Source organism: Streptomyces sp. NPDC056734 (genome assembly GCF_042790455.1).
Lineage (GTDB): Bacteria > Actinomycetota > Actinomycetes > Streptomycetales > Streptomycetaceae > Streptomyces.
In genome coordinates, this window is record NZ_JBHTZD010000011.1 from 12,804 (window position 1) to 36,638 (window position 23,835).

The window sequence follows — 23,835 nt, forward strand, 5'->3', positions numbered from 1 at the left end:
CCCGGTCAGCGCCCCTCGCCCGCCCCGAGCTGCCGGGCGGCGGCCGTCACCGTCTGCTCCAGCAGCGTGGCGATGGTCATCGGACCCACACCGCCCGGCACCGGCGTGATCAGCGAGGCCCGCTCCACGGCCGAATCGAAGTCGACATCACCGACATTGCCCGCGTTGTACCCGGCGTCGAGCACCACCGCGCCCGGCTTGATGTCCCGCCCCCGGATCAGCCGGGGCCGGCCAACCGCCGCCACCACGATGTCCGCCTCCCGCACCACCTCCGCCGGCTCCCGGGTACGGGAGTGGCAGTACGTGACCGTCGCGTCCCGGCCCAGCAGCAGCATGCCGACCGGCTTGCCGAGAATGGCGCTGCGGCCGACGACCACGGCCCGCCTGCCCGCCGGGTCCACCTCGTAGGCGTCGAGCAGCCGCATGATCCCGCCCGGCGTGCAGGACACGAAGCCCGGCAGACCGAAGCTCATCGTCGCGAACGAGGCGAAGGTGACCCCGTCGACATCCTTCTCCGGCGCGATCGCCTCGAACGCCGCCCGCTCGTCGATGTGCCCGCCGACCGGATGCTGAAGCAGGATGCCGTGCACTTCCGGGTCCTGCGACAACTCCCTCAGCGCGGCGACGAGTTCCCCGGTCGTCGTGGTGGCGGGCAGCGCCACCCGCCGCGAGCCGATCCCCGCCTCGCGGCAGCGGTTCTGCTTCATCCGGACGTAGGTGACGGATGCCGGGTCCTCGCCGACCAGTACGGTCGCGAGCGTCGGCACCCGGCCGGTGCGCTCGGTGAGGGCGGCGGCACGCTCAGCCGCCTCCGCGACGATACGGCGGGCGAGTACGGTGCCGTCCATGAGCCGGGCCTGGGGCATGGTCCACTCCTGAGCTGATCGACCTCATCGCCCAGGCGCACGGCAGCAACATGCGGACCGCTCCCCGGTGGTGCTCCACCTCAGCGCCAGTCACGGCCCACGGCGAGGGTAACCGAGGGCCGGTGGACGCGGTCGGGCGCGGTCGTGCTTGGTCGTGTGCGGTCGGCGCGGATCAGCCCGTCCTGCGCCGACGTACGTGCCGGTGCGGGAGCACGTGGTGGTGCCGGTGCCCCGGGGCGATCGCCCGTCGCTCGGTGGAACGGGCGGCGGCGCGGAGCAGGGCGCGCAGGACCGACGCGCGGGCCAGACGCGTGGCCGTCGAGGCGCGGCGGGGCCGGCCGATCCCGGCACGGGCCGAGAAGGACCAGTTCAGGCGGGTACGGACATGGAACTCGGGCATCGCCTCCCGCCTACTCGTCCCACGCCTGGATCAGCGTCTGCCGGGCGATCCTGCCGTCCCGCAGCGACAGCATCGACTCGGCCAGCACCCGCACACCGTCGGGGTACTCGCAGGATTCGGTGAACGCCGCCCGGTCGTCCTGGATGACACAGTCCTCCAGGGTGTGGGTCATGTCCCGGCCGTAGATGTCGTCCAGCATCGCGCTGATCTCGTCCCGCCCGTGCAGCACCCGGGGGTGGCTGGGCCCGCTGACCTGGTCCACCACCCGTACCTCGGCGTCGCCCGCGTAGAGCGCGAGCAGTGTGTTCGGATTGCCCTCGATGCCCCGGCGCAGTGTCTCGGCGTCGAAGACGGGGCTCGCCACAGTGCCCATCGTGACCTCCTTCGAGGACGTGGCCCGACGGAGGGACGGGCCACGGAGGGCCTCTGTTACGAGCCTCCCCCGCGCCGACGGGGTCGGCAAACGCGGGGTGGTGGGGAGGGGCCGTGGGCGTTGCCGCGCGGGGCGCCGACTCTGGAGCGCGGAGGGTCGGCGGGCGGCCATCTCTGCCTGGCTGCCTGCCCTGCCTACGTGGCGTGCGTGGTCTGCCTGCCCTGCCTGGCCCGGCCAATTCTGCTGGTCCTGTCCATCACGCTCCTCTCGCCGGGTACGGCCGTATGGACCCGCCCGGCGGGCCGGGCCGGGCCTCCGGCCAGCCGCGCAGCCCCTCCGCCGGGCGCCGATCCGGTCGCGCGGGGCGCCCAGGGCCCGTTCGAAAGGCGCATTCGGCCGGTGCCGGGCGGTGGTGCGCCTGTCGGGTGAGGGGGCCGCCCCGGCCGTGTCCGGTACGGGCCGCGCGCGTTGCTGAAGACATGATCTCAACTCGTCGTATTCTCGCCGCCGCCGCTCTCGCCGTCGGGGCCGCCGGTCTCGCCGCGCCGCAGGCGGGCGCGGCCGAGGCGGGCGCCGCCAGCGAGGGCAAACTGAACCCGGTCGCCGTGCTCGACTCGCTGACCGTGTCCGACATCCCCGCCGAGCACCAGGCCGCCGTGCCGCGCCCCTCGAAGCAGCTCGCCGAGCTGAACCAGCTCAACGGCCTCCACCAGCTCAGCGAGCTGCACCAGCTCACCGATCTGGCCGCGCCGGTCACGGGCCTGGTGCCCGCCGTGGGGTACTGAGCCCGCGAGGATCCCCCCGCCCCGGCCTACCCGGTCGTGGCAAGAAACTGGGTGGCCGCCAGCTCCGCGTACAGCGGATCGGCGGCCACCAGCTCTTGGTGGGTGCCGACCGCCCGGACCCGGCCCGCGTCCATCACCACGATCCGGTCCGCCATCGTCACCGTCGACAGCCGGTGCGCGACCACCAGCACCGTCGTCGACCGCGCTACATCGGCCACCGTGTCCCGTAGCGCCGCCTCGTTCACCGCGTCGAGCTGCGAGGTCGCCTCGTCCAGCAGCAACAGCCGGGGGCGGCGCAGCAGCGCGCGGGCGATCGCGACCCGCTGACGCTCCCCGCCGGACAGCTTGGTGCCACGATGGCCGACCAGGGTGTCCAGTCCGTCCGGCAGCCGCTCCACCAGGCCGTCCAGCCGGGTCGTCTTGAGCACCCGCGCCACCTGGCCGTCGTCCGCCTCCGGATGGCCCAGCAGCAGATTCTCCCGCAGCGAACCCGACAGCACGGGCGCGTCCTGCTCCACATACCCGATGGCCGCCCGGAGCCGGGGCAGTTCCCACTGGCCGACCTCCCGGCCGTCCAGGGTGATCACGCCCGACTCGGGATCGTAGAACCGCTCGATCAGCGAGAACACCGTCGTCTTCCCGGCGCCCGACGGTCCCACGAACGCCGTCATGCCCTGCGGCGGCACCTCGAAGCTCACCCCGTGATGGACGTACGGCAGATCGTCCGCGTACCGGAACCGGACGTCCTCGAAGGTGACCGCCGCGGGACTGGTCTCCGGCGCGGGCAACGGGGCGGCCGTCGGCCGGGGTTCGGCCGGCAGGTTCAGCGCCTCCTGGATCCGGCTCAGGGCCGCCGAGCCCGCCTGGTACTGGGTGATCGCCCCGACGACCTGCTGGATCGGCATCATCAGATAGAAGACGTAGAGCAGGAACGCGACGAGTGTGCCGACATCCACCGCGCCGGTCGCCACCCTCGCCCCGCCCACCGCGAGCACGGTGATGAAGGCGATCTGCATCGCCAGCCCGGCGGTGTTGCCCGCGGCGGCGGACCACTTGGCGGCGCGCACGCTCTGCCGCCAGGACTCCTCGGCCGCCTCGTGCAGCCGCTGCTCCTCGCGGTGCTCGGCGCCGGACGCCTTCACCGTGCGCAGCGCGCCCAGCACCCGCTCCAGCGAGGCACCCATCACGCCCACCGCGGCCTGGGCCTGTCTGCTGGCCCGGTTGATGCGCGGCACGATGACCGTGAGCACCGTACTGGCGCCGAGGATCACCGCGAGGGTGACGCCGAGCAGCACCGGATCGACGACGCCCATCATCACCAGCGTCGCGACCAGTGTGAGCCCGCCGGTGCCCAGGCCCACCAGGGAGTCGGCGGTGACCTCGCGCAGGAGCGTGGTGTCGGAGGTGATCCGGGCCATCAGATCGCCGGGCTCGCTGCGGTCCACGGCGGATATGCGCAGCCGCAGCAGATAGGAGGAGAGGGTGCGCCGGGCGCCGAGCACCACCGACTCGGCCGTGCGCCGCAGGACGTACGCGCCGACCCCGCCCACCGCCGCGTTGGCCACGACCAGGCCGGACATCGCGACCAACGCGCCCGTGATGGCCCGGTCGTGCTCCAGATCGTCGATCAATCCCCGCGCCACCAGCGGCAGCAGCAGCCCGGTGGCCCCGGTGACCAGCGAGAGCACCGCGCCGAGCAGCAACGCCCAGCGGTGCGGCCGGACATAGCCGAGGAGCATGCGCCACGGGGGCGTGACGGTCTCCGTGTGTGCGGTGCTCACAGGGCTCCTTGGACGACGCGGACCCGATCGGACGATGCTTGTCAGCGTACGGGGAGCCACTGACAACGGGCCGCCCGATCTTCCCCGTCAGCGCCCGGCCGTCGCCGCCAGCCGCGCCAGCGTCTCCTCCAGGTCCGCCGGACGCGGGCGGTTGTGCGGCAGCTTCGCCAGCAGCGCGGCCATCCCGCAGGTGCCGGTGACCGCGGAGAAGACCAGGCCGCCCGCGATCCCCACCGACAGCAACAGCCAGGCGGGGTGCAGAAGTCCCAGCGCCAGGCCGGTCAGGACGAGGGTCCCGGCGGTGAACCGGACCTGCCGGTCCATCGGCCACACGGCGCGCGCACCGGACGCCGGGCGGCCCAGGGCGTGGCCGCGCCGCGACCAGTCGGCCGTGCCGCCGGTCAGCGTCATGGCCCGGACGCCCTCCTCGGCGAGCAGCGCGCAGGCGTTCGCCGAACGGGCCCCGGAGGCGCACACGACAAGCAGTTCGCCGCGCAGCTCGCGCAGTGCGGGCAGGGCCCGGCCGAGCTGGTCCAGCGGGATGTTCAGGGCGCCGGGCAGATGGCCGGAGGCGTACTCGCCGGGCGTGCGCACGTCGATGACGGTCAGCTCGGCGAGCCGGGTACGGGCCTGGTCGGCGTCGAGGGCGAGGGGAGTGCTCATGAGCGGGAGATACCTTTCTGGAAGCCCGAGGGGGAGGTAATATACCCCCGAGGGTATGTGGAGGAGTTGATCGTGGAGCTTCGGTTCGAAGGCGATGATCTGAAGTCGGTGCTGAACCGGCTGCGTCGGGCACAGGGGCAGATCTCCGGGGTGATCCGGATGATCGAGGAGGGGCGGGACTGCGAGGACGTGGTGACCCAGCTGGCCGCCGCGTCGCGGGCGCTGGACCGGGCGGGGTTCGCGATCATCGCGACCGGGCTCCAGCAGTGTGTGACGGACCTGGAGAAGGGCCGCAGCGACGGGGAGTCCGCCGAGGAGATGAAGGCACGCCTGGAGCGCCTGTTCCTCTCCCTGGCCTGACCGAAGGCGGCCGACGGCCGGTCATCAGGGGGCTCACAGCACCGCCTCCACCAGCATGAACGCCGCCACCCCCAGCAACCCCCACGCGAAGACCCGCTGAAGCGTCCCGGCCGATACCTTCGCCGCGAGCCGCCGCCCGTCCCAGGCGCCCAGCACGGCCGCGGCCGCGAACGGCGCGACCGGCGCCCAGTCGACGGGCACGGACGCGCCCGCCCGCCCGGCCAGGGCGACGACCGAGTTGATGCTGATGACCAGCAGGCTGGTGCCCACGGCGACGCGCATCCGCAGCCCCACCACCTTCACCAACGCCGGCACAGCGAGAAAGCCCCCACCCACCCCCAGCACCCCGGTAACGGCCCCCAGCCCAACCCCGGCCCCGGCGACGCACCCGGCGTTGGCTCCGGCGACGGGCCCGGCCTTGGCTCCGGCGACGGGCCCGGTATCGGCCCCTGGGACGCGCCCGACTCCGGCGCCCGGGACGCGTCCGGTACTGGCTTCCACCACTCGCCCAGCCTCGGCTCCCGCGACGCGCCTGACGCAGGCTCTCGCGACGGGCCCAGCGCCACCCCCCGTCACGAGCCCAGCACCCACCCCCCGCCCTCGGCGGACCGTCCCACCTCCGCGCCGACCCCGCACGACGGTCCCGTTTCCGCGCCGCAGCCCCCGGACGACCGTCCCGCCCCCGCGCCCCCGCCCCCGGCGGACCGCCCCACCGCCGCGCCGCGCCCCGTCCCCACGCCCGCGCCGCGCCCCGCCCCCACCCCCGTAGGGAGACGCACGCAGCATCCCCAACGCCGCCACCCCCGCCAGGACGGCGAACGCCCCGGTGAGGGCGGCAGCCGGAAGACGGGTGGAGAGCGCGCCGCCGAGTGCCGCGGGGGCCAGGCCCGCGAGGGCGAAGAGGGCGCCCCGGCGCCAGTCGACCGTGCCCCCGCGCGCGTGCCCGGCCAGAGCCGTCACCGAGGTGATCGTGACGACGACCAGGCTCGCGGTCGCCGCCGCGGCCGGCGTGAAGCCCAGCAGATAGATCAGCGCGGGCACGGCGAGCACACTGCCCCCGCCGCCCAGCGCACCGAGCGCCAGCCCGGTGAGGGCCCCCGCCGACAGGGCCAGGATCAGGACCAGCGTGCTCACGGGAGCCCCGCCGCCACGGTCAGCCCGGCCGCCCGCGCGGCGTCGAAGCTGTCGTCGACGGCGACCACCGGATGCCCCGCCGCGTCGAGCATCGAGGCCGCGACGGCCGCCCGCGCGCCCCCGGCGCAGTGCACCCACACCGTGGTGTCCGGCAGCTCCGCGAGCCGGTCGCGCAGCCGGTGCAGCGGGATGTGCAGCGAGCCGGGAATGTGCTCGGCCGACCGCTCCCGGTCCCGTCGTACGTCGAGGACGACTCCGTCCGTGCGGGCCGCGAGGTCGGCGAACGTGGCGCGCGGGAACGCACGGGGCGTCTCACCCGGCACCAGCCACTCGGCCGGGGCGCCGGTGGCCGCCGCGGCGGGCCGGTCGATGCCGACGCGCACCAGCTCCCGCTGGGCGGCGGCGAGCTGCCCGGCCGACTCCGCGAGCAGCGTCACCGGCCTGCCCCACGGCAGCAGCCAGGCCAGCTGGACGGCGAACTGTCCCGCCGCCTCGAAGTTCAGCGCCCCGGCGACATGGCCGTGCGCGAACGCGACCCGGTTCCGGAGATCGACCACCCACTCCCCGGCGGCCAGCCGGTCCGCGATCTCCCGGGCGTCCGCGCGGCGCGGCGGCGTCAGATCCACCGGCGCGGGACCGTCGGCATTGACCGGGCCCATGTGGGCGTAGTACGCGGGAATGTCGTCCAGCCCGGCCAGCAGCCCGGCGACGAAGGTACCGGCGTCCTTGACCAGGGCCTCGTTGGCCATCCGCTCCCGGCCGATGGTGCTCGCCCCCACCCCCTCGCCGGACGGCGTGGCCGCGCACAGGCTGCCGAAGCCGTGCGTGGGCAGCACCTCCGTGGCGTCCGGCAGCTCGGCCGCCAGCCGGTGCGCCGAGTCGTACTGCGCGTGCGCGAGCCGCCGGGTCAGCCGGGGCTCGACCAGATCGGGCCGCCCGACCGTGCCGATCAGCAGCGAACCCCCGGTGAACACCGCCGCCGCCGCGCCGCCGTCCTCCAGGACGTACGACAGGTGATGCGGCGTATGGCCGGGCGTGGCCAGGGCGCGCAGCTCCAGTCCGGCGTCGACCGTCACCCGGTCCCCGTCCTCGACCGGCACGCGCGCGTAGCCGACCCGGGCCCGCGCGGGCACCAGATAGGCGGCGCCGGTGAGCCGGGCCAGCTCCAGACCGCCGGAGACGTAGTCGTTGTGGACATGGGTCTCGGCGACCTGCGTGATGCGCACCCCGCGCCGGGCGGCGGCGGCGATCACTCGGTCCGCGTCGCGCGGCGGGTCGATCACCACGGCGCTGTCGGCGCCGCCCGCCAGATAGCCGCGGTTGCCCAGTCCGGGCACGTCGATGGCGTCGACGAAATACACGGCGGCACTCCTTCCTCGTACACGTTCCTCGTACACGTTCGTCGTGCGCGTTCTCGCGCGCGTTCTCGCGCTTTCCTCGGACGCGTTCCTTTCGGCGCGGTGGCACCTCGCCCACATGGGCGCCGGACACCGACCCGCCAATTACCCCGGGGGGTATCTTTCGGCCACCGTAGCAGAGTACCCCCGGGGGTATGCCAGGCATGGGTCCGAGGGCCGGTCGGCGACCGGTGGCGCCCTGCGGGGCCCGGTGCTGGCCGCGGCCGATCGATCACGCGTAGGGTCGGCGGCGGGACGCATGATCACCGACGAGAGGGGCTGCACATGGCGCAGGAAGTGCGCGGAGTCATCGCACCGGGCAAGGACGAGCCGGTCAGGGTCGAGACCATCGTGGTGCCGGACCCCGGTCCGGGCGAGGCCGTCGTGCGCGTCCAGGCGTGCGGCGTCTGCCACACCGATCTGCACTACAAGCAGGGCGGCATCAACGACGACTTCCCCTTCCTGCTCGGGCACGAGGCCGCGGGCGTGGTGGAGTCCGTCGGCGCGGGGGTCACCGACGTGGCGCCCGGCGACTTCGTGATCCTCAACTGGCGTGCCGTGTGCGGCCGGTGCCGCGCCTGTCTGCGCGGGCGCCCCTGGTACTGCTTCGACACCCACAACGCGAAACAGCGGATGACGCTCACCGACGGCACCGAGCTGTCCCCGGCCCTGGGCATCGGCGCCTTCGCCGAGAAGACCCTGGTCGCCGCCGGGCAGTGCACCAAGGTGGACCCGGCCGTGTCACCCGCCGTCGCCGGACTGCTGGGCTGCGGGGTGATGGCCGGTATCGGCGCCGCGATCAACACCGGCAATGTGGGCCGGGGCGACACCGTCGCCGTCATCGGCTGCGGCGGCGTCGGGGACGCGGCGATCGCCGGGTCCCGGCTGGCCGGCGCGGCCCGGATCATCGCCGTCGACATCGACGACCGCAAGCTGGAGCAGGCCCGCGCCATGGGCGCCACCCACACCGTCAACTCCAAGGACACCGACCCCGTCGAGGCGATCCGCGAGCTGACCGGCGGCTTCGGCGCCGATGTCGTCATCGACGCGGTCGGCCGCCCGGAGACGTACCGGCAGGCGTTCTACGCCCGCGACCTCGCCGGGACCGTCGTCCTGGTCGGCGTCCCCACCCCCGAGATGAAGCTGGAGCTTCCGCTCCTCGATTTCTTCGGCCGGGGCGGCGCCCTGAAGTCCTCCTGGTACGGCGACTGTCTGCCCTCCCGCGACTTCCCCATGCTGATCGACCTCCATCTGCAAGGACGGCTGGACCTCGGCGCGTTCGTCACCGAGACCATCGCCCTCGACCAGGTGGAGCACGCGTTCGAGCGGATGCACCAGGGCGATGTCCTGCGCTCGGTGGTGGTGCTCTGATGACCGCCCGCATCGAACACCTCGTCACCTCCGGGCAGTTCACGCTCGACGGCGGCACCTGGGACGTCGATAACAACGTCTGGCTCGTCGGCGACGACCACGAGGTCCTCGTCATCGACCCCGCCCACGACGCCGACGCCATCGCCACGGCCGTCGGGGACCGCCGGCTCACCGCGATCGTGTGCACCCACGCCCACAACGACCACGTGAACGCCGCCCCCGCGCTCGCCGAGCGCACCGGAGCACCCATCTGGCTGCACTCCGACGACCTCCCGCTGTGGAAGCTCACCCACCCCCACCGCGCACCCGACGCGCATCTCACCGACGGCCAGGTCATCGAGACCGCGGGCGCCGACCTGCGCGTCCTGCACACCCCCGGCCACGCCCCGGGCGCCGTCTGCCTGTACGACCCCGGGCTCGGCGCGGTCTTCACCGGCGACACCCTCTTCCAGGGCGGACCGGGTGCCACCGGACGCTCGTACTCCCACTTCCCGACGATCATCGACTCGATCCGCGACCGGCTCCTCACCCTGCCGCCCGGGACCCGGGTCCTCACCGGACACGGCGACCCCACCACCATCGGCGCCGAGGCCCCCCACCTCCAGGAGTGGATCGCACGCGGGCACTGATCCCGGACGCCCCGCACGGGAGGACAGCGACTCGCCGGCAATACCGACGTCAATACCGACAGAAGATGTCCGGCTTTCCCGTGACAGTGGTGACAGCCAGGTACGAGCAGGTACGACAGCACGCGCACCCCACAGGAGTACGGACATGTCAGCACCGTTGCAGGGCAAGGTGGCACTGGTCGCCGGGGCGACCCGGGGCGCCGGACGCGGGATCGCCGTGGAACTGGGCGCGGCCGGCGCCACCGTCTACGTCACCGGCCGCAGCACCCGCGCCCGCCGCTCCGAGTACGACCGCCCCGAGACCCTGGAGGACACCGCCGACCTGGTCACCGAGGCCGGCGGCCAGGGCATCGCCGTCCCCACCGACCATCTGGACCCCGCGCAGGTCGCCGCCCTCGTCGGCCGCGTCGACGACGAACAGGGGCGGCTCGATGTCCTGGTCAATGACATCTGGGGCGGCGAGAAGCTCTTCGAGTGGGACACCCCGATGTGGGAGCACGACCTGGACAACGGCCTGCGGCTGCTCCGCCTCGCCGTCGAGACCCACGCGATCACCAGCCATCACGCCCTGCCCCTGCTGCTGCGCCACCCGGGCGGCCTGGTGATCGAGATGACCGACGGCACCGCCGACTACAACACCGCCCACTACCGCGTGAACTACTTCTACGACCTCGCCAAGACGTCCGTACTGCGGATGGGCTTCGCCCTCGGCCATGAACTGGGCCCGCGCGGCGCCACCGCCGTCACCCTCACCCCGGGCTGGATGCGCTCGGAGATCATGCTGGAGGGCTTCGGGGTCCGCGAGGACAACTGGCGCGACGCCCTCGGCCAGGTCCCGCACTTCGCGATCTCCGAGAGCCCGCGCTTCGTCGGCCGCGCGGTCGCCGCGCTCGCCGCCGACCCCGAGGTGCACCGGTTCAACGGCCGGTCACTGTCCAGCGGCGGCCTCGCCCAGGAGTACGGCTTCACCGACCTGGACGGCAGCCGCCCCGACGCCTGGCGCTACATCGTCGAGGTCCAGGACCAGGACAGGCCCGCGGACACCACCGGCTACCGCTGACCCCGGACCGGCCAAAGGCCACGGCTGCGGCCGGACCGGGCCACCGCTGCCCCCGGGCAGCCTCCTACCGCTGCCGCCCGGCCGCGTCACCGGGCACCGGCAGGGCCCAGCGCCCACCGTGGCCCGGCGGCAGCGCCAGATCACCGCGTACGGCCGCGTAGTACGCCTCCCGCGCGGCCCGCTGCCGCTCCATCAGCGCACCCCACGCCCGCGGATCGCGGGTCCCGGCCCGCAGGAACGACTCCATCTCCATCACGGCCACCACCCACGTCCGCGCCTTCGCCACCACCTCCGCGCTGCCCAGCAGAAGCAGCGTCTCGCCCGACGGATCCCGGGCCACCGTCGCCTCGGCCAGCAGCGGCGCGGCCTCCTCGGGGGTGAGCGGATGCGGATGCGGGTCGTTGCCGAGGTGCGCGGCGACCCGGTAGGACAGGGTGACGGACGTCTTCAGCGCCCGCGCGTAGTCGGCGTACACCGTGAGCAGCCGCTCCTCCCACCGGGCCGCCTGCTCCCGCCGGAACCGGACCTGTTCGCCCCGCATCACCGCCACATACGAGCCGAGCGCGCCGACCACGACACCTATCAGAGCGGGCAGTTGCCCCAGGAACTCAGACATGGGCGCACGCTATCTGCCGCGATGATCTCCCGGGCAGTAGGTTCGCCCCATGGCTGACAGCGAGCGCTTCGAGGGGTACGGGGTTCTGGTCACCGGCGCGGCCAGGGGCATCGGCGCGGCCGTCGTCCGCCGTTTCGCGCAGGAGGGCGCCCGGGTCCTGGTCACCGACGTCGATCATCCCGCCGCGCGGCGGACGGCGGGCGCTCTGCGCGAACAGGGCCTGTCCGCCGAGGCGTTCGCCTGCGATGTGACCGACCGGACCTCGGTCGAGGCGGCCGTCGCCCACGCGGTGAGCGCCTTCGGCTCCCTGGACGTCCTGGTCAACAACGCCTACCACTGCTCGCCCGACGCCCCGCGCTTCGAGGACGAGCAGGACGACGCCTGGGCCCTCGACCTCGACGTCACCCTCACCGGCGCCTACCGGTGCAGCCGCGCCGCCCTGCCCCACCTCGCCGCCTCCGGACGCGGGGCGATCGTCAGCGTCGGTTCCGTCAACGGGCTGCGCGACTTCGGCAACCACGCCTACAGCGCCGCCAAGGCCGGCCTCGGCTCCCTGACCCGCACCCTCGCCGGACACGCGGCCGGTCGTGGGGTGCGGGTCAATCTGGTGGCCCCCGGCACCGTACGCACCCCGGCCTGGGAGGGCCGCGACGAGGCACTCGACGCGGTCGGCGCTCTCTACCCGCTCGGCCGGGTCGGCGAACCGGACGACATCGCCGCCGCCGTCGCCTTCCTCGCCTCCCGCGACGCCGCCTGGATCACCGGCACGACCCTGACCGTCGACGGCGGCCTCACGGCGGTGGACTCGGGATTCCGGGCGGCCTGGCGCGGCGGCGACGAAGGCTGACGCCCGGCCCCGGGCGTCCGAGGTCCGGCCGTGAGGGCTGCCACCGGGGTGCCTCGATTGTCACGGTTCCGTCGCGGCCGGCGCCCCGCCACAACCGATCCGGTCCGGCGCCGGTCTAGCTGGACGGAACCGCGCGAGGTGCGCGCGGTGCGGGTGCGCGGACGCGCAGATGAGGGGTACGGGCATGACGGGCATGGGGGACATACGCAGACGTGGCGTCGTCGTGGCGGGGGCCACCGCGCTGGTGGCACCGCTCGTGATCGGGCTGGGCGCGGCGCCCGCGCAGGCGGCGAGCTGTACGACACAGGCGGGGCCCCACCAGAAGCAGGTCGAGAAGTTCCTCGGCCGCCCGGTCGACGGCAAGCAGTCCACCGCCGACTGCAAGGCGATCCAGGCGTTCCAGAACAAGCACGGCATCAAGCCGAACATCGGCTACGCGGGTCCGGTCACCTGGGGCGCGATGGACCTCATGAACAAGCAGAAGGCCGTCGGCAACAAGCCCAACAAGGACGGCAAGTGCCCGGTCGACAAGGGCCGGATCGCCTGTGTGAACCTGACCCTCCAGCTCAGCTGGATCCAGGACGGCAGCCGCCTGGTCTACGGCCCGGTCCCGGTCCGCACGGGCCGCGACGGCTACGAGACCCGCACCGGCCTGAAGAAGATCTACTGGCGCAACATCGACCACGTCTCCTCCATCTACGACGTCCCGATGCCCTACGCGCAGTTCTTCGACGGCGGCCAGGCCTTCCACTCCGCCGGCGTCAGCATGTGGAACCCGCCCGGCTCGCACGGCTGCGTCAACATGACCAGGACCGTCGCCCAGAAGTACTGGTCGCTGCTGAAGAACGGCGACGACGTGTACGTGTACGGCCGCAAGCCGGGCACCTGAGCCGTCCGCGGCGCCACCCTGGCCGTCCTCGGTCGGCCGGTGCCGAGGGCCATCAAATGCTGAACTATCTCCTGCGGTAACGGTTGAACTCCGCACGACTTCCTGGTAGATGGACGTGATCAGCAACACGGTCGATTATGTCCGATAAGTTCATGATTGCTGACGTGGCCTTCACCTCGGGCGCCGTATGCTTCACATCATGTCCACCACTGTTGAACCCGACTCCGAGCGATCGGCGGCCGAGGTCAACGACGAGATCCGGGCCCTGTGGCGCCGGTCGGGCGGGACACTGAGCGGCGAGCAGCGCGAGGAGTATCAGCGACTCGTCCTGGAGTGGGCCGCCGCGGCCCCGCAGCCGTCGCGGGCGGCCTGAGCGCCGTCTCGCGGAGCCGGTCGTCGGGTGTCGGGCGTCGTCCGACACCACCGCCGATCCGGCACCCGCCCAGGGCTTCCCGCACCGGAGCCCGTTCTTCGTCAGACCTCGGCCGACTTCCGCCGAGCAAGCCGGCCTTGTCGTCGCTGCCGTCGCTGCCGGCCTTGCCGCCGCCGCCGTCGCTGCCGTCCTTTTCGGCCGCACCCCGTCCAGGGCCTGTCCGACCTTTCCCGTCCGACAGGCCCGTGGGGGAGCGGCCTCAACCCCAGGTCGCCGAGTAGCGGTCGCGGTACGCCCTGCGGTCCTGCTCCGCGCGGATGTACCGGGTGCCCACCAGCGCCACCAGGCTCCCCACGATGATCAGCAGCCCCGGCCGCACGTTTCTGGGATCCGTCAGCGGCCCCAGCAGCGCCGCGGCACCGCCACCTCCGGCCGGTGCGGTGGAACCCGGCCGCGCCGCTCCCGGCGCGAGGGCCGCGTCCGACGGCGCGGGCGCCGGATCCTCCCCGGGCGCCGGTGCCGCGGCGATCACCCGCACGCCCAGCTCCGCGAGCGTCGTCGTCACCGGCTCGAAGAACGTCGTACCGCCCGTCGTGCAGTCGCCGTTGCCGCCCGATGTGATGCCGAGCGCGATGCCCTCCGCGAACAACGGGCCGCCGCTGTCCCCGGGCTCCGCGCACACATCCGTCTCGATCAGCCCCGTGACCGTGCCCTCCGGGTAGTTCACGGTCGCCTCCAGCGCCGTCACCCGCCCGTCGCGCAGCCCGCTCGTACTGCCGCTGCGGAACACCCGCTGCCCCACGGACGGATCGTCCGCGCCGCTGATCCGCACCCCCTGCCCGTCGCCGATCGCCACCACGTCCGCGCCCTCGCCCGCCCGGCCGCCCGCGTACCGGATCAGCGAGTAGTCGTCGCCGGGGAAGCTGCCGCGCACGGTTTGGCCGAGCTGCTCGGCGCCCCGGTCGTCGGCGAACCAGACCGAGCCGATCGGCCCGCAGTGCCCCGCCGTGAGGATGTAGTCCCGGCTGCCGTCGGTCACATTGAAACCGGCCGAGCAGCGCCCGGCCGTCGACAGGATCGGTTGGGCCCCGCCCAGCCTGGTGGTGAAGGCGCCCTCGGTGCGCTCCATCCGCACGAAGCCGCCGATGCCCTCGGCGACCTCGGTCATCCGTGACCAGTCGGCGGCGGACACGGTCCGGTCGGCGCGCACCACCACCTCGTTGCTCCGGTAGTCCAGCGCCCACGCCGTGCCCGCGACCCGGGGCGCCTCGTCCAGGGCGGCCGTGGCGTCCTTGAGGTCCCGCATGCTGTGCGGGACCCGCTGGGGCTCGGCGCCCGCCCGGCGCACCTCGTCGGCCGCCGCCGCGTCGGTGACCGCGACGACCGGCCGCCCGTCCGCGCCGATCCAGCTGCCCGCCGTACGGCCCGCGCCCAGCCGGTCCACCAGGGCGGACCCGGTGCCCGCCGCACGGGTCAGGGCCGAGGTGCCGGGCGGCTCGCTCGCCACCGCCTGGGTGACCATCGCTCCTCCGAGGAGCAGTCCGCCGACGGCCGCCAGCCGTGCCGCCCGGCGGACGATCCGTCGTCGTACGTGCCTCATCCATGGCTCCCGAACCCCGACCGCGCGGCGGCAACACCGCGGGGCCCTCCGGCAGTCGAGCGCCCACCCTCAGTACGCGGCGATCGCCACGGGTGTTCAGCGGCGGCCGGGGTCGGGTCCGCCGGGGCCGTGTCCGCCCTCGCCGGGCCCCTGCCGGGGTGCACAGGGGACGCTTATGTTGGGTTCATGACCACAAACGCGCACGTATCACCCGGCCCGTCCGGCACACCGAACCCCTTGCGCGCCCTCACCCTCGACCGGCTCCGATGTCGTACCAGCATGAAATGGCGCACCTACCCCGAGGACGTGCTGCCGCTGTGGGTGGCCGAGATGGATGTGCCGCTGGCCGAACCCGTGGTCCGCGCGGTGAGCGAGGCGCTCGCCCTCGGCGACACCGGGTACCCGGCGGGCACCGCCTACGCGGAGGCGCTCGGGGCGTTCGCCGGGAAGCGGTGGGGCTGGGACGGGCTCGCGGTGGAGCGCAGCGCGATCGTGCCCGATGTGATGCTGGGCGTGGTCGAGATGCTGAAGCTGGTGACCGGGCCGGGCGATCCGGTCGTGCTGAACCCGCCCGTGTATCCGCCCTTCTACCAGTTCGTGGAACACATGGACCGGCGGGTGGTGGAGGCCCCGCTCGGGCCGGATCTGCGGCTCGACCTCGGTGCGCTGGAGGAGGCGTTCCGGCGGGCCGTGCGCGGCGGCGGGCGGGCCGGGTATCTGCTGTGCAGCCCGCACAACCCGACCGGCACCGTGCACACCGCCGCCGAACTGTCCGCCGTCGCCGCGCTCGCCGAGCGGTACGGGGTGCGGGTCGTCGCCGATGAGATCCACGCCCCGGTCGTCGCGGCGGGCGTGGCCTTCGTGCCCTATCTGAGCGTGCCGGGCGCCGAAACCGGGCTGTCGCTGATGTCCGCCTCCAAGGCGTGGAACCTCGCCGGGCTCAAGGCCGCCCTCGCCCTCGCCGGTCCGGGCGCCGCCGCCGATCTCGCCCGGCTGCCCGAGGAGGTCGGGCACGGGCCGAGCCACCTCGGTGTCATCGCCCACACCGCCGCCCTGCGTGACGGCACCGCCTGGCTGGACGCGCTGCTGACCGGCCTCGACGAGAACCGGCGCCTTGTCGCCCGGCTGCTCGCCGAGCGGTTGCCGGGGGTGCGGTACCGGCCCGGCGAGGCGACCTGTCTGGCGTGGCTCGACTGCCGCGCGCTCGGTCTGGGCGACGACCCGGCGGAGGTCTTCCTGGCACGCGGCCGGGTGGCCCTCAGCTCGGGCCTCGCCTTCGGCACGGGCGGCGCCGGCCATCTGCGGCTGAACCTGGCGACCTCGCCGGAGATCCTCACGGAGGCGGTGGAGAGGATGGCGACGGGGGTGGGGTGAGGTGCGGTGTTGGTGGGGTGAGATGGGTGGCGTACGGGGATGGGGTGGTGCCCCGTCGGCGGCGTACCCCCGGTGTTACCTCCGGGCAAACCCCGTACACTGCCCGCCATGGACGCCACGACCACCCGGCTCGCCGAAGGCCAGTACCTGCTGATCACCAGCTACCGGAAGAACGGCAGCCCGGTCGCCACGCCGGTCTGGGTGGTGGGCGACGGGGACGCGCTCGCGGTCTGGACGGTCAGCGACTCCTGGAAGGTCAAGCGGATCCGCAACCGGGCCGACGTGCTGGTCGGACCCTGTGACGCGCGCGGCAGGCCGAAGGGCGAGCAGGTGCCGGGCACGGCGGAGATCTGCGACGCGCAGGCCACCGCCCGGGTGCGCCGACTGCTGGTGCGCAAGTACGGGATCATCGGCCGGCTCACCCTGTGGGGCAGCCGGCTGCGGCGGGGGTCCGACGGCACCGTCGGCATCAGGATCACCCTGACGCCCGCCGGATGACGGCCGGTCAGCTCCAGGCCCGGTAGGGCTCCTCGACCAGCTGGAACACGGGCTCGCCGCGCACCGGGTCCTTCGCCGTGGTCAGCCGGACCCGGTCGCCGCTGTGGATGGCGATCAGCGGGCCCATGACCCGGCCGCGCACGACGAACCCTTCCGCCATCTCGACCAGCGACACATTGCGGGCCGCCGGGGTGTTGCGGTGCACCACCGTGGTGTGGCGGACCGTGCCGGTGCCCGTGCTGCGGTCGGTGCGCAGATCACTGCCCTGGCAGACCGGGCAGAGCAGGCGGTGGTACATCGCCGTGCCGCACCAGTCGCAGCGCTGGAAGAGGATCGACTCCTCCTTCGGGGGCTGAGGGTCGAGCACGCCCGCCGCGAGGCCGGCTCCCTGCTGAGCGAAGCTCCCTGAGGGGTGGTGGTACACGCTGGTCAACTCCCTGCACACTCGGCCGGAATCCCGCGTGCGCGGCTCACCGCGCACGCCGTGCGCGGTCCTTCGTGCCACCGTGCACAAGCCATACTTTATGGCACTGAGTGTCAACCGTAAAGGTACTGCGTACCCTGAAATGATGGGAATTCTGTGCGGGGCATTGCGGAGGGCTTCGGTGGGCGGGTCAGTCGCGGGCGAGGGTCGTCTCGATCTCCTGCACCACGCGCCACAAAGGCGCCCCGCGCCGGGACACCACGACCACCACGTCCTCGGGCGTCTCCTCGGCAGGCGGCCCGCCGGGCAGTCCGAAGGACGACTGCACCAGCCCCAGGGCGTGGTTCACGGCCGCGTCCGCGTCGCACCGCCCGTCCGAACGCAGCCAGGCCCGCAGGGCGTTGTTGTGCGCGGCGACCACCGCGGCGGCGATCACATCGGCCCGCAGAATGCCGTCCCGCCGGCCCGCGAACCGGTCGCGCAGAAAGTCGGCCAGCGCCCGCTCGTAGCGCCACACCACCGACAGTTCGTACGTCCGCAGCCCCGGCACCTGCTTGGTGAGCCGGTAGCGCTGTACGGAGAACGTCGGGTTCTCCTCGTACATCCGCAGCACCAGCCGGGCCGCGTCGCACACCCGGCGCACCGGCTCGTCGTCCGGGGCGCTGTCGGCCAGGAACTCCGTCATGTCCGCCAGGCACCGGTCGTGGTCCGGGAAGACCACGTCCAGCTTGGAGGGGAAGTAGCGGAAGAAGGACCGCCGTCCGACCCCGGCCAGCGCCACGATGTCGTCGACGGTGGTTTCCTCGTAGCCCCGCTCCAGAAAGAGCTGGAACGCCGCCGCGACCAGCGCGTCCCGCATGGGCGGCTTGCCCGCCGCGTCCGCTTTCCCGCCGCTGCCGGGATCGATGGAGGTCATGCCGGGGAACGTAGCATCACTTCGGCATGGATGGCACTGAGTGCTGTGGGAAGAGGGAACTCGGTGCGCTTGGCGGCGGCGGTGGTGGGGCTCGTCCGGCCCTAGGCGGCCCGGCGGGTGTTGTTGTGGTCCGCCAGGGCCTGGCCCACCGCGCGGACACTGCGGGCGATGTGCTGCAACTGGAGCACCTCGGCCGCGTACAGCTTGATGGTGTGCTCGATCACCGACTCGGGCACCCCGAGGCGCGGCAGGTCGGCGCGGGCCGTCTGCAAGGCCGTGCGGGCGATCCGGACCTCCTGCTGCACCTGGATCTCCGCGTGCCGGGCGAGCAGCACCGGATGCCGGATCAGCGCCGGATACCCGGCGTAGCGGGCCGGGACCAGCTCGCGCAGCCATTTGGCGGCCGAGCGCTCCCAGTCGTAGCTGCCGGGGATCTTGACCTGGCACGGCCAGTCCGAATTGGTTCGCGGGTACGTCAGGGACATGGGTTTCGCTTCCGGGTGGGACGGCGGCGTCGGCTGAGATCCGAGAGTTGGGCGGCCCCGGTCTAGGGGATGACCGGGACCGCCGCGGGCGCTCGCGCAGGCGAGGCCCGACCGAACACCCCGGAGTCCGTCGTGGGTAGGGAACGGCGGTCCCGGATGTTCGAACGTGAGCCCTCTGTGAAGGGCAGGCGCGGCCCGCGCGGCGGTTCGTCTGCTGCTGTGCGCATGGCGGAACGTCGGCTCTCTGCGGGCGGTGCGTGATCCGCAAGAAGTATTTATATATGCCGATCGGTTTTCAAGCCGTATGAAAACATTCACGCGTGCTGTGTATGGACTGTGCCGCAAAGTGGGCGGCCGGTCCCGTCAGTCCCGTAAGGAGAAGTGGTCAGTCCCGCAGGAAGAACTGGTGCTGCTCCGAGATGTGGTCGTACTCCTCCAGCCGGCCGTGCGTCCGCTCCGGATCGGCGTCGGTCATCGCCTGGAGCAGCGCGGCGGCCATCAGCCCCGGGGCCGCGTACGAGTCGAAGACCAGGCGGGATCCGGTGCCGGTGGCGAAGGTGACGTCCGCCGCGTCGGCCACCGCGCCCAGCGCGAGATCCGTGATCAGCGCGACCCGCAGCCCGGCGTCCCGCGCCACCTTGACCGCGGACAGGGTCTCCTGGGCGTGCCGGGGCATCGAGAAGGCCAGCACCCACGAACCCCCGGCCGCGTGCGACTGGAGCAGCGCGTCGTACGCGACGCTGCCGCCCCGGGTCACCAGCCGGACGTCCGGGTGGATCCGCCGCGCGGCGTAGGCGAAGTACTCGGCGAGCGAGGCGGAGATGCGCAGCCCGAGCACGGTGAGCGGGGTCGAGGCGGCCAGCTCGCGGCCGATGTCGATGACCTGGTCCGGGTCGGCGAAGTCCCGCCGCAGGTTCTCCAGGTTCTCGATCTCGGCGTCCACCGCCGCCTGGAGTTCATTGCCCCGGTTCTCGTCGGCGGCGCCGGAGAACGTGCCGAGGGCGATCGCCTGGAGCTTCTCCCGTAGCGCGGGGTAACCGCTGAAGCCCACCGCGGTGGCGAACCGGGTCACCGAGGGCTGGCTGACCCCGACCCGGTCGGCGATCTCGGTGACCGACAGGAACGCGCCCTCGTGGAGGTGCTCGATCAGGTACTGGGCGATCCTGCGGTGCCCCGGGGACAGCCGCTGGCGGTCGAAGAGCGTTCTGAGCTGGGAGACCGGGGCCGCCTCGGCCTCCGGAGCCGCTTTCCCCGAGGTGATCGCGGATGCCTGTGCGCGTGCCTGCTGGGACGTGGGCACCGGTGCGCCTCCTTCGTTTCCCGAGGACGTTCAACATAACTCACCGAACTTGGCGGTCAGGAGGGTGCGATGACCCTCCGCCACCGTGCCCGGGGGACCGGACGCGGCATGCCGAACGGCCCGCCGGGGGGCGGGCCGTTGTGTGTGAAGGGGGATGGTGGGAGTCGGACCTCGCCGGTCAGGCCAGGAAGCCCCCGTCGACCGCGAGATGCGCGCCGGTGATGTAGGAGGCGTCGTCGGACAGCAGGAAGGCGATGGCGGTGGCGATCTCCGCGCCGCGTCCGATCCGGCCCAGCGGCACGCCCCGCTCGGCGACCTCCTGGGTGGCCGCCGGGTTGGCCTGGGTCATCTCGGAGTCGATCACGCCGGGCTGGAGTTCATTGATACGTACGCCCTGGGCGCCGTACTCCTTGGCGGCGGTGCGGGTCAGACCGCGGATGCCGTGCTTGGCGGTGGAGTACTCGACGGTCGGGCCGCCCCGGTCGGCGAACACGCTGGAGACATTGACGATCGCGCCGCCGCCGCTCGCGATGATCGCCGGGATCTGGTACTTCAGGCCGTGGAAGAGGCCGTCGAGATTGATCCCGATGACCTTGCGCCAGTGGTCCAGGGGCATATCGGCGGTGGGGATGAAGTTCCCCGTCACACCCGCGTTGTTGACCCCGTGGTGGAGGCCGCCGAAGGTCTCCACGGTCTGGGTGACGGCGTGCTGGACGTCGGCCGCGTCGCTGACATCGCCGGGGACGGCGAGGGCCTGGCCGCCGGCGTCCTTGATCCGCCGCGCGACCTCCTCCAGCTTCTCGGCGCGTCGGCCGACCAGGGTGACGGCGGCGCCCCGCTCGGCGAGGAGGATCGCCGTCGCCGCGCCCATTCCGCTGCCGGCGCCGGTCACCAGCGCCACCTTGTCCGTGAACTGTGCCATGGTCCCGCCCTTTGCCTGAGTCTGCTTCGGTGTGTGTCAGTGGTGTGTGTCAGTCGGTAGGTCAGTCGGTATGTCAGGCGTCGTGTGCTTGCCCGCGAGGGGCCGCGGGCCTACTTCGGTGCCGGGTCGACCAGGTCGACCGGGTACTCCTGGCCGAAGTCGGCCGAACCGCTCACCCGCTCCCAGGCGGCGGCCTCCTCCAACTGGCTGTGCGAGTACGCCTGCGCCATTCGCACGGCACCCGCCCCGAGGACCAGATGGGTCGGCGGGTTCGGGTGCTTGACGACCCGGACGAGGATCTCCCCGGCCCGCTGCGGGTCGCCCGCCACCGACACCGGGCCGCTGACCAGCCGGGCCATCTCGCCGACGGTCGCGTCGTACTCCGCGGGGACGTCCGGGACCCGCATCGACGAACCGGCCCAGTCGGTGGCGAAGCCGCCCGGTTCCACGACCAGGCAGGTGATGCCGAACGGCGCGGTCTCGGCCGCCAGCACCCGGGTGAAGCCGTCCACGGCGAACTTGGCCGCCTGGTAGGAACCGAGGCCGGGCGTGCCGCCGACCCGGCCGCCGATCGAGGAGAACTGCACGATCGTGCCGCCGCCCTGCGCCCGCAGGACCGGGATCGCGGCCGTGGAGACGTGGTAGACGCCCCAGAAGTTGGTGGCGAACTGCCGGTGGAAGTCGTCCGCGGGGGTGTTCTCGATCGCGGCGAGGTTGGCGTATCCGGCGTTGTTGACCACGACATCCACCCGGCCGAACCGGTCGACGCCCGCCTTCAGGGCGGCCTCGGCGGCCGTCCGGTCGGTGACGTCGAGCGCGACGGGCAGGACGCGGTCTCCGTACTTCCGCACGAGGTCGGCCAGCTGCTCCGGCCTGCGGGCCGTGGCCACGACATGGTCGCCGGCCTCCAGGGCCGCGACGGCGAGGTTGCGGCCGAAGCCGCGGGACGAACCGGTGATGAGCCAGGTCTGTGTGGTCATGGTTCTAGCGAAACACGGTTTCGTTATTAGTGCAACTTGGTTGTGTTAGCGTTTGTGGCATGACGACAGCAGCACCCCGGCGGGCCCGCAGCGCGGCGGCGAAACAGCAGCGGGAGCAGGCGATCCTGGCCGCCGCCCGCACCCTCGGCGGCGAGCGCAGCGTCCGCGAGGTGACCCTCACGGACATCGCCGCGGCGGTCGGCATGCACAAGTCCGCGATGCTGCGCTACTTCGAGACGCGCGAGCAGATATTTCTGGCGCTCACCGCGGAGGGGTGGCGGGACTGGTCGGCGGATCTGCGGACCCGGCTGGCGGGCCTTGCCGGGGCGGGGTTTGAGGGGGGCGGGGAGGGGGGCTTCGAGCCGGGCCCTTCGCCGGGCCCTTCGCCGGGCCGGGAGACGGTCGCGGAGCTGGGCTCAGGGCCGGGGGCTGACCGGGATTCCGGGGCGGGTCCAGAGCCGGTGGCCGAGCCTGGCTCAGCGCCGGTGGCCGACCTGGGTTCAGCGCCCGTGGCCGCCGACCCGGGTTCGCGGCCGGTGGCCGATCGGGTTCCCGGGGCGGGCCCCGAGCCGGTGGCCGACGCGGGCCCCGAACCGGTCGCCAGCCGGGTCCCTCAGGCAGGCCCCGACCGGCTTCCCGAGGCCGTCGCCGCCGCCATCGCCGCCTCCCTGGTGGCCCGCCCGTTCTTCTGCGACCTGCTCGCCCAGGCGCCGCTGAACCTGGAGCGCAACGTCTCCCTCGACGCCGCCGCCGCGTTCAAGGAGGTCGCGCTCGGCGAGGTCGCCACGCTCGCCGCCGCGCTGGGCGACCTGCTCGGCCTCACCGCGACCCGGGCCACCGACGTGGTCGCCACGGCCACCGGCATGGCCGGGGCGCTCTGGCAGATGGCCGCGCCGGGCACCCAGCTGCGCGAGCTGTACGAGACCCGTCCCGAACTGGCGCACGCGGTGGTCGACGTCGAACCGACCCTGGTCCGGATCCTGACGGCGCTGCTGCGGGGCATGCGGGAGAGCGGGCGGGGAACCGTGTGAGGATCGGCGCCGACGCCGCAAGCCGGTTCCGGTTCTCTCACCGGCTCCGGTGCTGTCTGCGGTACCGACCCCACCACCGGTACCGGCGGAATGGCCCTCCCGGCATCGCGCCCAAGCCCCCCGACTTCCGGACGCGCTGCACCGCAGCCGTGGCCGGCGGGATCGAGCGGTGGACGTCCGAGTCCGTGCGACCAGGCGCGTAAAGGCCGTACACAACCCCGGATGTGACACTCGTCAAGCAGACCGACGCCCTTGCCCGAGCGATGGGAGACGCACCGCCCCGACCGGCGGGAGACGCGCAGAACCCGCCCCCAGGAAAGGAGCCACCATGCCCGACGACCACACCCAGATCCGCGCCCTGATCACCCGCTGGGCCGACGCCGTGCACCGAGGCGACCTGGCGGCCGTCGCCGCCGACCACACCGACGACCTGGTCATGTACGACGTACCGCCACCGCACGAGGGCCTGCACGGACTCGCCGCCTACCGGGCCATCTGGCCGCCGTTCTTCGCGTGGCAGGCAAACGGCGCCTGCTTCGAGATCGACACCCTGGAGATCACCGCCGGGGCGTACGTCGCCTTCGCCCACGCCCTGCTGCGCTGCGGCACCGCCGAGGAACTCGCCGACCGGCCCACCCTGCGCCTGCGCCTGACCTTCGGCCTGCGCAAGGAGCGGGGACGGTGGCTGGTGGCGCACGAGCACCACTCGTTCCCGCATGACTGACCCGGCCCGCACCCGCCGGGCACCCCCTCCGTGACGT

27 protein-coding genes, 1 pseudogene and 1 riboswitch are annotated in these 23,835 nt (G+C 73.1%); of the genes and pseudogenes, 13 read left to right on the forward strand and 15 right to left on the reverse strand.

Annotation, left to right across the window (positions count from 1 at the left end):
* Positions 1 to 5: 5 nt before the first annotated feature.
* From ACFRFC_RS18135 to ACFRFC_RS18145, 3 genes are all read right to left on the reverse strand, one after another.
* Complete coding sequence (locus ACFRFC_RS18135; RefSeq protein ID WP_382692957.1) at positions 6 to 866, reverse strand: bifunctional 5,10-methylenetetrahydrofolate dehydrogenase/5,10-methenyltetrahydrofolate cyclohydrolase; 861 nt, start codon at positions 864 to 866, stop codon at positions 6 to 8.
* A gap of 22 nt (positions 867 to 888) precedes the next feature.
* Positions 889 to 970, reverse strand: a riboswitch (ZMP/ZTP riboswitch).
* 68 nt (positions 971 to 1,038) lie between these two features.
* Positions 1,039 to 1,266 (reverse strand): hypothetical protein, encoded by a 228-nt coding sequence (locus tag ACFRFC_RS18140; protein ID WP_382692958.1) that lies wholly within the window; start codon positions 1,264 to 1,266, stop codon positions 1,039 to 1,041.
* 10 nt (positions 1,267 to 1,276) lie between these two features.
* Positions 1,277 to 1,639, reverse strand: coding sequence for a nuclear transport factor 2 family protein (locus tag ACFRFC_RS18145; RefSeq protein WP_382692960.1), 363 nt, complete (start codon positions 1,637 to 1,639; stop codon positions 1,277 to 1,279).
* 479 nt (positions 1,640 to 2,118) lie between these two features.
* Here ACFRFC_RS18145 and ACFRFC_RS18150 point away from each other — a divergent pair, with 479 nt between their 5' ends.
* Positions 2,119 to 2,424 carry a hypothetical protein gene (locus tag ACFRFC_RS18150; protein WP_382692962.1) on the forward strand — a complete coding sequence of 102 codons (306 nt, stop codon included), beginning with the start codon at positions 2,119 to 2,121 and terminating at the stop codon, positions 2,422 to 2,424.
* A 26-nt stretch (positions 2,425 to 2,450) separates the two neighbouring features.
* On the opposite strand, the gene ACFRFC_RS18155 is transcribed toward ACFRFC_RS18150, so the two are convergent.
* A complete protein-coding gene (locus tag ACFRFC_RS18155; protein WP_382692963.1) occupies positions 2,451 to 4,205 on the reverse strand; it encodes an ABC transporter ATP-binding protein in 1,755 nt (584 codons plus the stop codon).
* A gap of 87 nt (positions 4,206 to 4,292) precedes the next feature.
* Positions 4,293 to 4,868, reverse strand: a complete 576-nt coding sequence (locus ACFRFC_RS18160; RefSeq protein WP_382692965.1) for a rhodanese-like domain-containing protein — start codon at positions 4,866 to 4,868, stop codon at positions 4,293 to 4,295.
* A gap of 72 nt (positions 4,869 to 4,940) precedes the next feature.
* Between ACFRFC_RS18160 and ACFRFC_RS18165 the strand changes: the two genes are divergently transcribed.
* A complete protein-coding gene (locus ACFRFC_RS18165) occupies positions 4,941 to 5,228 on the forward strand; it encodes a metal-sensitive transcriptional regulator (protein WP_382692966.1) in 288 nt (95 codons plus the stop codon).
* 33 nt (positions 5,229 to 5,261) lie between these two features.
* Here ACFRFC_RS18165 and ACFRFC_RS18170 read toward each other — a convergent pair whose 3' ends face one another.
* Together ACFRFC_RS18170 and ACFRFC_RS18175 are read right to left on the reverse strand one after the other, a co-directional pair.
* A complete protein-coding gene (locus ACFRFC_RS18170; RefSeq protein WP_382692968.1) occupies positions 5,262 to 6,362 on the reverse strand; it encodes a TSUP family transporter in 1,101 nt (366 codons plus the stop codon).
* Positions 6,359 to 7,723 (reverse strand): rhodanese-like domain-containing protein, encoded by a 1,365-nt coding sequence (locus ACFRFC_RS18175; protein ID WP_382692970.1) that lies wholly within the window; start codon positions 7,721 to 7,723, stop codon positions 6,359 to 6,361. The genes ACFRFC_RS18170 and ACFRFC_RS18175 overlap by 4 nt, the downstream gene beginning before the upstream one ends.
* A gap of 321 nt (positions 7,724 to 8,044) precedes the next feature.
* Here ACFRFC_RS18175 and ACFRFC_RS18180 point away from each other — a divergent pair, with 321 nt between their 5' ends.
* The 3 genes from ACFRFC_RS18180 (at position 8,045) to ACFRFC_RS18190 (ending at position 10,819) form a co-directional block, all read left to right on the forward strand.
* Positions 8,045 to 9,130: an S-(hydroxymethyl)mycothiol dehydrogenase gene (locus tag ACFRFC_RS18180; RefSeq protein ID WP_382692971.1), complete on the forward strand. Its 1,086-nt coding sequence runs from the start codon at positions 8,045 to 8,047 to the stop codon at positions 9,128 to 9,130.
* A complete protein-coding gene (locus ACFRFC_RS18185) occupies positions 9,130 to 9,759 on the forward strand; it encodes an MBL fold metallo-hydrolase (protein ID WP_382692973.1) in 630 nt (209 codons plus the stop codon). Before ACFRFC_RS18180 ends, ACFRFC_RS18185 begins: the two co-directional genes overlap by 1 nt.
* A 145-nt stretch (positions 9,760 to 9,904) precedes the next feature.
* Positions 9,905 to 10,819, forward strand: a complete 915-nt coding sequence (locus tag ACFRFC_RS18190; RefSeq protein WP_382692974.1) for an SDR family oxidoreductase — start codon at positions 9,905 to 9,907, stop codon at positions 10,817 to 10,819.
* Between the two features lie 64 nt (positions 10,820 to 10,883).
* Here ACFRFC_RS18190 and ACFRFC_RS18195 read toward each other — a convergent pair whose 3' ends face one another.
* Positions 10,884 to 11,435, reverse strand: coding sequence for a hypothetical protein (locus ACFRFC_RS18195; RefSeq protein WP_382692975.1), 552 nt, complete (start codon positions 11,433 to 11,435; stop codon positions 10,884 to 10,886).
* 49 nt (positions 11,436 to 11,484) lie between these two features.
* On the opposite strand from ACFRFC_RS18195, the gene ACFRFC_RS18200 reads away from it, so the two are divergent.
* From ACFRFC_RS18200 to ACFRFC_RS18210, 3 genes are all read left to right on the forward strand, one after another.
* Positions 11,485 to 12,282 carry an SDR family NAD(P)-dependent oxidoreductase gene (locus ACFRFC_RS18200; protein WP_382692977.1) on the forward strand — a complete coding sequence of 266 codons (798 nt, stop codon included), beginning with the start codon at positions 11,485 to 11,487 and terminating at the stop codon, positions 12,280 to 12,282.
* 193 nt (positions 12,283 to 12,475) lie between these two features.
* Entirely contained in the window at positions 12,476 to 13,171 is a 696-nt protein-coding gene (locus tag ACFRFC_RS18205) for a L,D-transpeptidase family protein (RefSeq protein ID WP_382693012.1), read from the forward strand.
* A 187-nt stretch (positions 13,172 to 13,358) separates the two neighbouring features.
* Positions 13,359 to 13,544 carry a hypothetical protein gene (locus ACFRFC_RS18210; protein WP_382692979.1) on the forward strand — a complete coding sequence of 62 codons (186 nt, stop codon included), beginning with the start codon at positions 13,359 to 13,361 and terminating at the stop codon, positions 13,542 to 13,544.
* 259 nt (positions 13,545 to 13,803) lie between these two features.
* Here ACFRFC_RS18210 and ACFRFC_RS18215 read toward each other — a convergent pair whose 3' ends face one another.
* Positions 13,804 to 15,144 (reverse strand): S1 family peptidase, encoded by a 1,341-nt coding sequence (locus tag ACFRFC_RS18215; protein ID WP_382692980.1) that lies wholly within the window; start codon positions 15,142 to 15,144, stop codon positions 13,804 to 13,806.
* Between the two features lie 186 nt (positions 15,145 to 15,330).
* On the opposite strand from ACFRFC_RS18215, the gene ACFRFC_RS18220 reads away from it, so the two are divergent.
* Together ACFRFC_RS18220 and ACFRFC_RS18225 are read left to right on the forward strand one after the other, a co-directional pair.
* Positions 15,331 to 16,518 carry a MalY/PatB family protein gene (locus ACFRFC_RS18220; RefSeq protein WP_382692981.1) on the forward strand — a complete coding sequence of 396 codons (1,188 nt, stop codon included), beginning with the start codon at positions 15,331 to 15,333 and terminating at the stop codon, positions 16,516 to 16,518.
* Between the two features lie 108 nt (positions 16,519 to 16,626).
* Positions 16,627 to 17,016, forward strand: a complete 390-nt coding sequence (locus ACFRFC_RS18225) for a PPOX class F420-dependent oxidoreductase (RefSeq protein ID WP_382692983.1) — start codon at positions 16,627 to 16,629, stop codon at positions 17,014 to 17,016.
* A gap of 7 nt (positions 17,017 to 17,023) precedes the next feature.
* Here ACFRFC_RS18225 and ACFRFC_RS18230 read toward each other — a convergent pair whose 3' ends face one another.
* The 6 genes from ACFRFC_RS18230 to ACFRFC_RS18255 all read right to left on the reverse strand — a co-directional run bounded on the left by ACFRFC_RS18230 (position 17,024) and on the right by ACFRFC_RS18255 (position 22,043).
* A complete protein-coding gene (locus tag ACFRFC_RS18230; protein WP_382692984.1) occupies positions 17,024 to 17,440 on the reverse strand; it encodes a Zn-ribbon domain-containing OB-fold protein in 417 nt (138 codons plus the stop codon).
* 190 nt (positions 17,441 to 17,630) lie between these two features.
* Entirely contained in the window at positions 17,631 to 18,299 is a 669-nt protein-coding gene (locus ACFRFC_RS18235) for a TetR family transcriptional regulator (protein ID WP_382693014.1), read from the reverse strand.
* Positions 18,300 to 18,457: 158 nt separating this feature from the next.
* Entirely contained in the window at positions 18,458 to 18,841 is a 384-nt protein-coding gene (locus tag ACFRFC_RS18240; RefSeq protein WP_382692985.1) for a hypothetical protein, read from the reverse strand.
* 385 nt (positions 18,842 to 19,226) lie between these two features.
* Complete coding sequence (locus tag ACFRFC_RS18245; RefSeq protein ID WP_382692986.1) at positions 19,227 to 20,141, reverse strand: MurR/RpiR family transcriptional regulator; 915 nt, start codon at positions 20,139 to 20,141, stop codon at positions 19,227 to 19,229.
* A gap of 178 nt (positions 20,142 to 20,319) precedes the next feature.
* Positions 20,320 to 21,063 (reverse strand): SDR family NAD(P)-dependent oxidoreductase, encoded by a 744-nt coding sequence (locus ACFRFC_RS18250; protein ID WP_382692987.1) that lies wholly within the window; start codon positions 21,061 to 21,063, stop codon positions 20,320 to 20,322.
* Positions 21,064 to 21,173: 110 nt separating this feature from the next.
* A complete protein-coding gene (locus ACFRFC_RS18255; RefSeq protein WP_382692989.1) occupies positions 21,174 to 22,043 on the reverse strand; it encodes an SDR family NAD(P)-dependent oxidoreductase in 870 nt (289 codons plus the stop codon).
* 59 nt (positions 22,044 to 22,102) lie between these two features.
* Here ACFRFC_RS18255 and ACFRFC_RS18260 point away from each other — a divergent pair.
* The 3 genes and pseudogenes from ACFRFC_RS18260 to ACFRFC_RS18270 all read left to right on the forward strand — a co-directional run.
* A pseudogene (locus tag ACFRFC_RS18260) lies at positions 22,103 to 22,357 on the forward strand (TetR/AcrR family transcriptional regulator); the annotation flags it as partial.
* Positions 22,358 to 22,453: 96 nt separating this feature from the next.
* Positions 22,454 to 23,074 carry a hypothetical protein gene (locus ACFRFC_RS18265; RefSeq protein ID WP_382693016.1) on the forward strand — a complete coding sequence of 207 codons (621 nt, stop codon included), beginning with the start codon at positions 22,454 to 22,456 and terminating at the stop codon, positions 23,072 to 23,074.
* A 328-nt stretch (positions 23,075 to 23,402) separates the two neighbouring features.
* Entirely contained in the window at positions 23,403 to 23,798 is a 396-nt protein-coding gene (locus ACFRFC_RS18270) for a YybH family protein (RefSeq protein WP_382692991.1), read from the forward strand.
* The last annotated feature ends 37 nt before the right edge of the window (positions 23,799 to 23,835 follow it).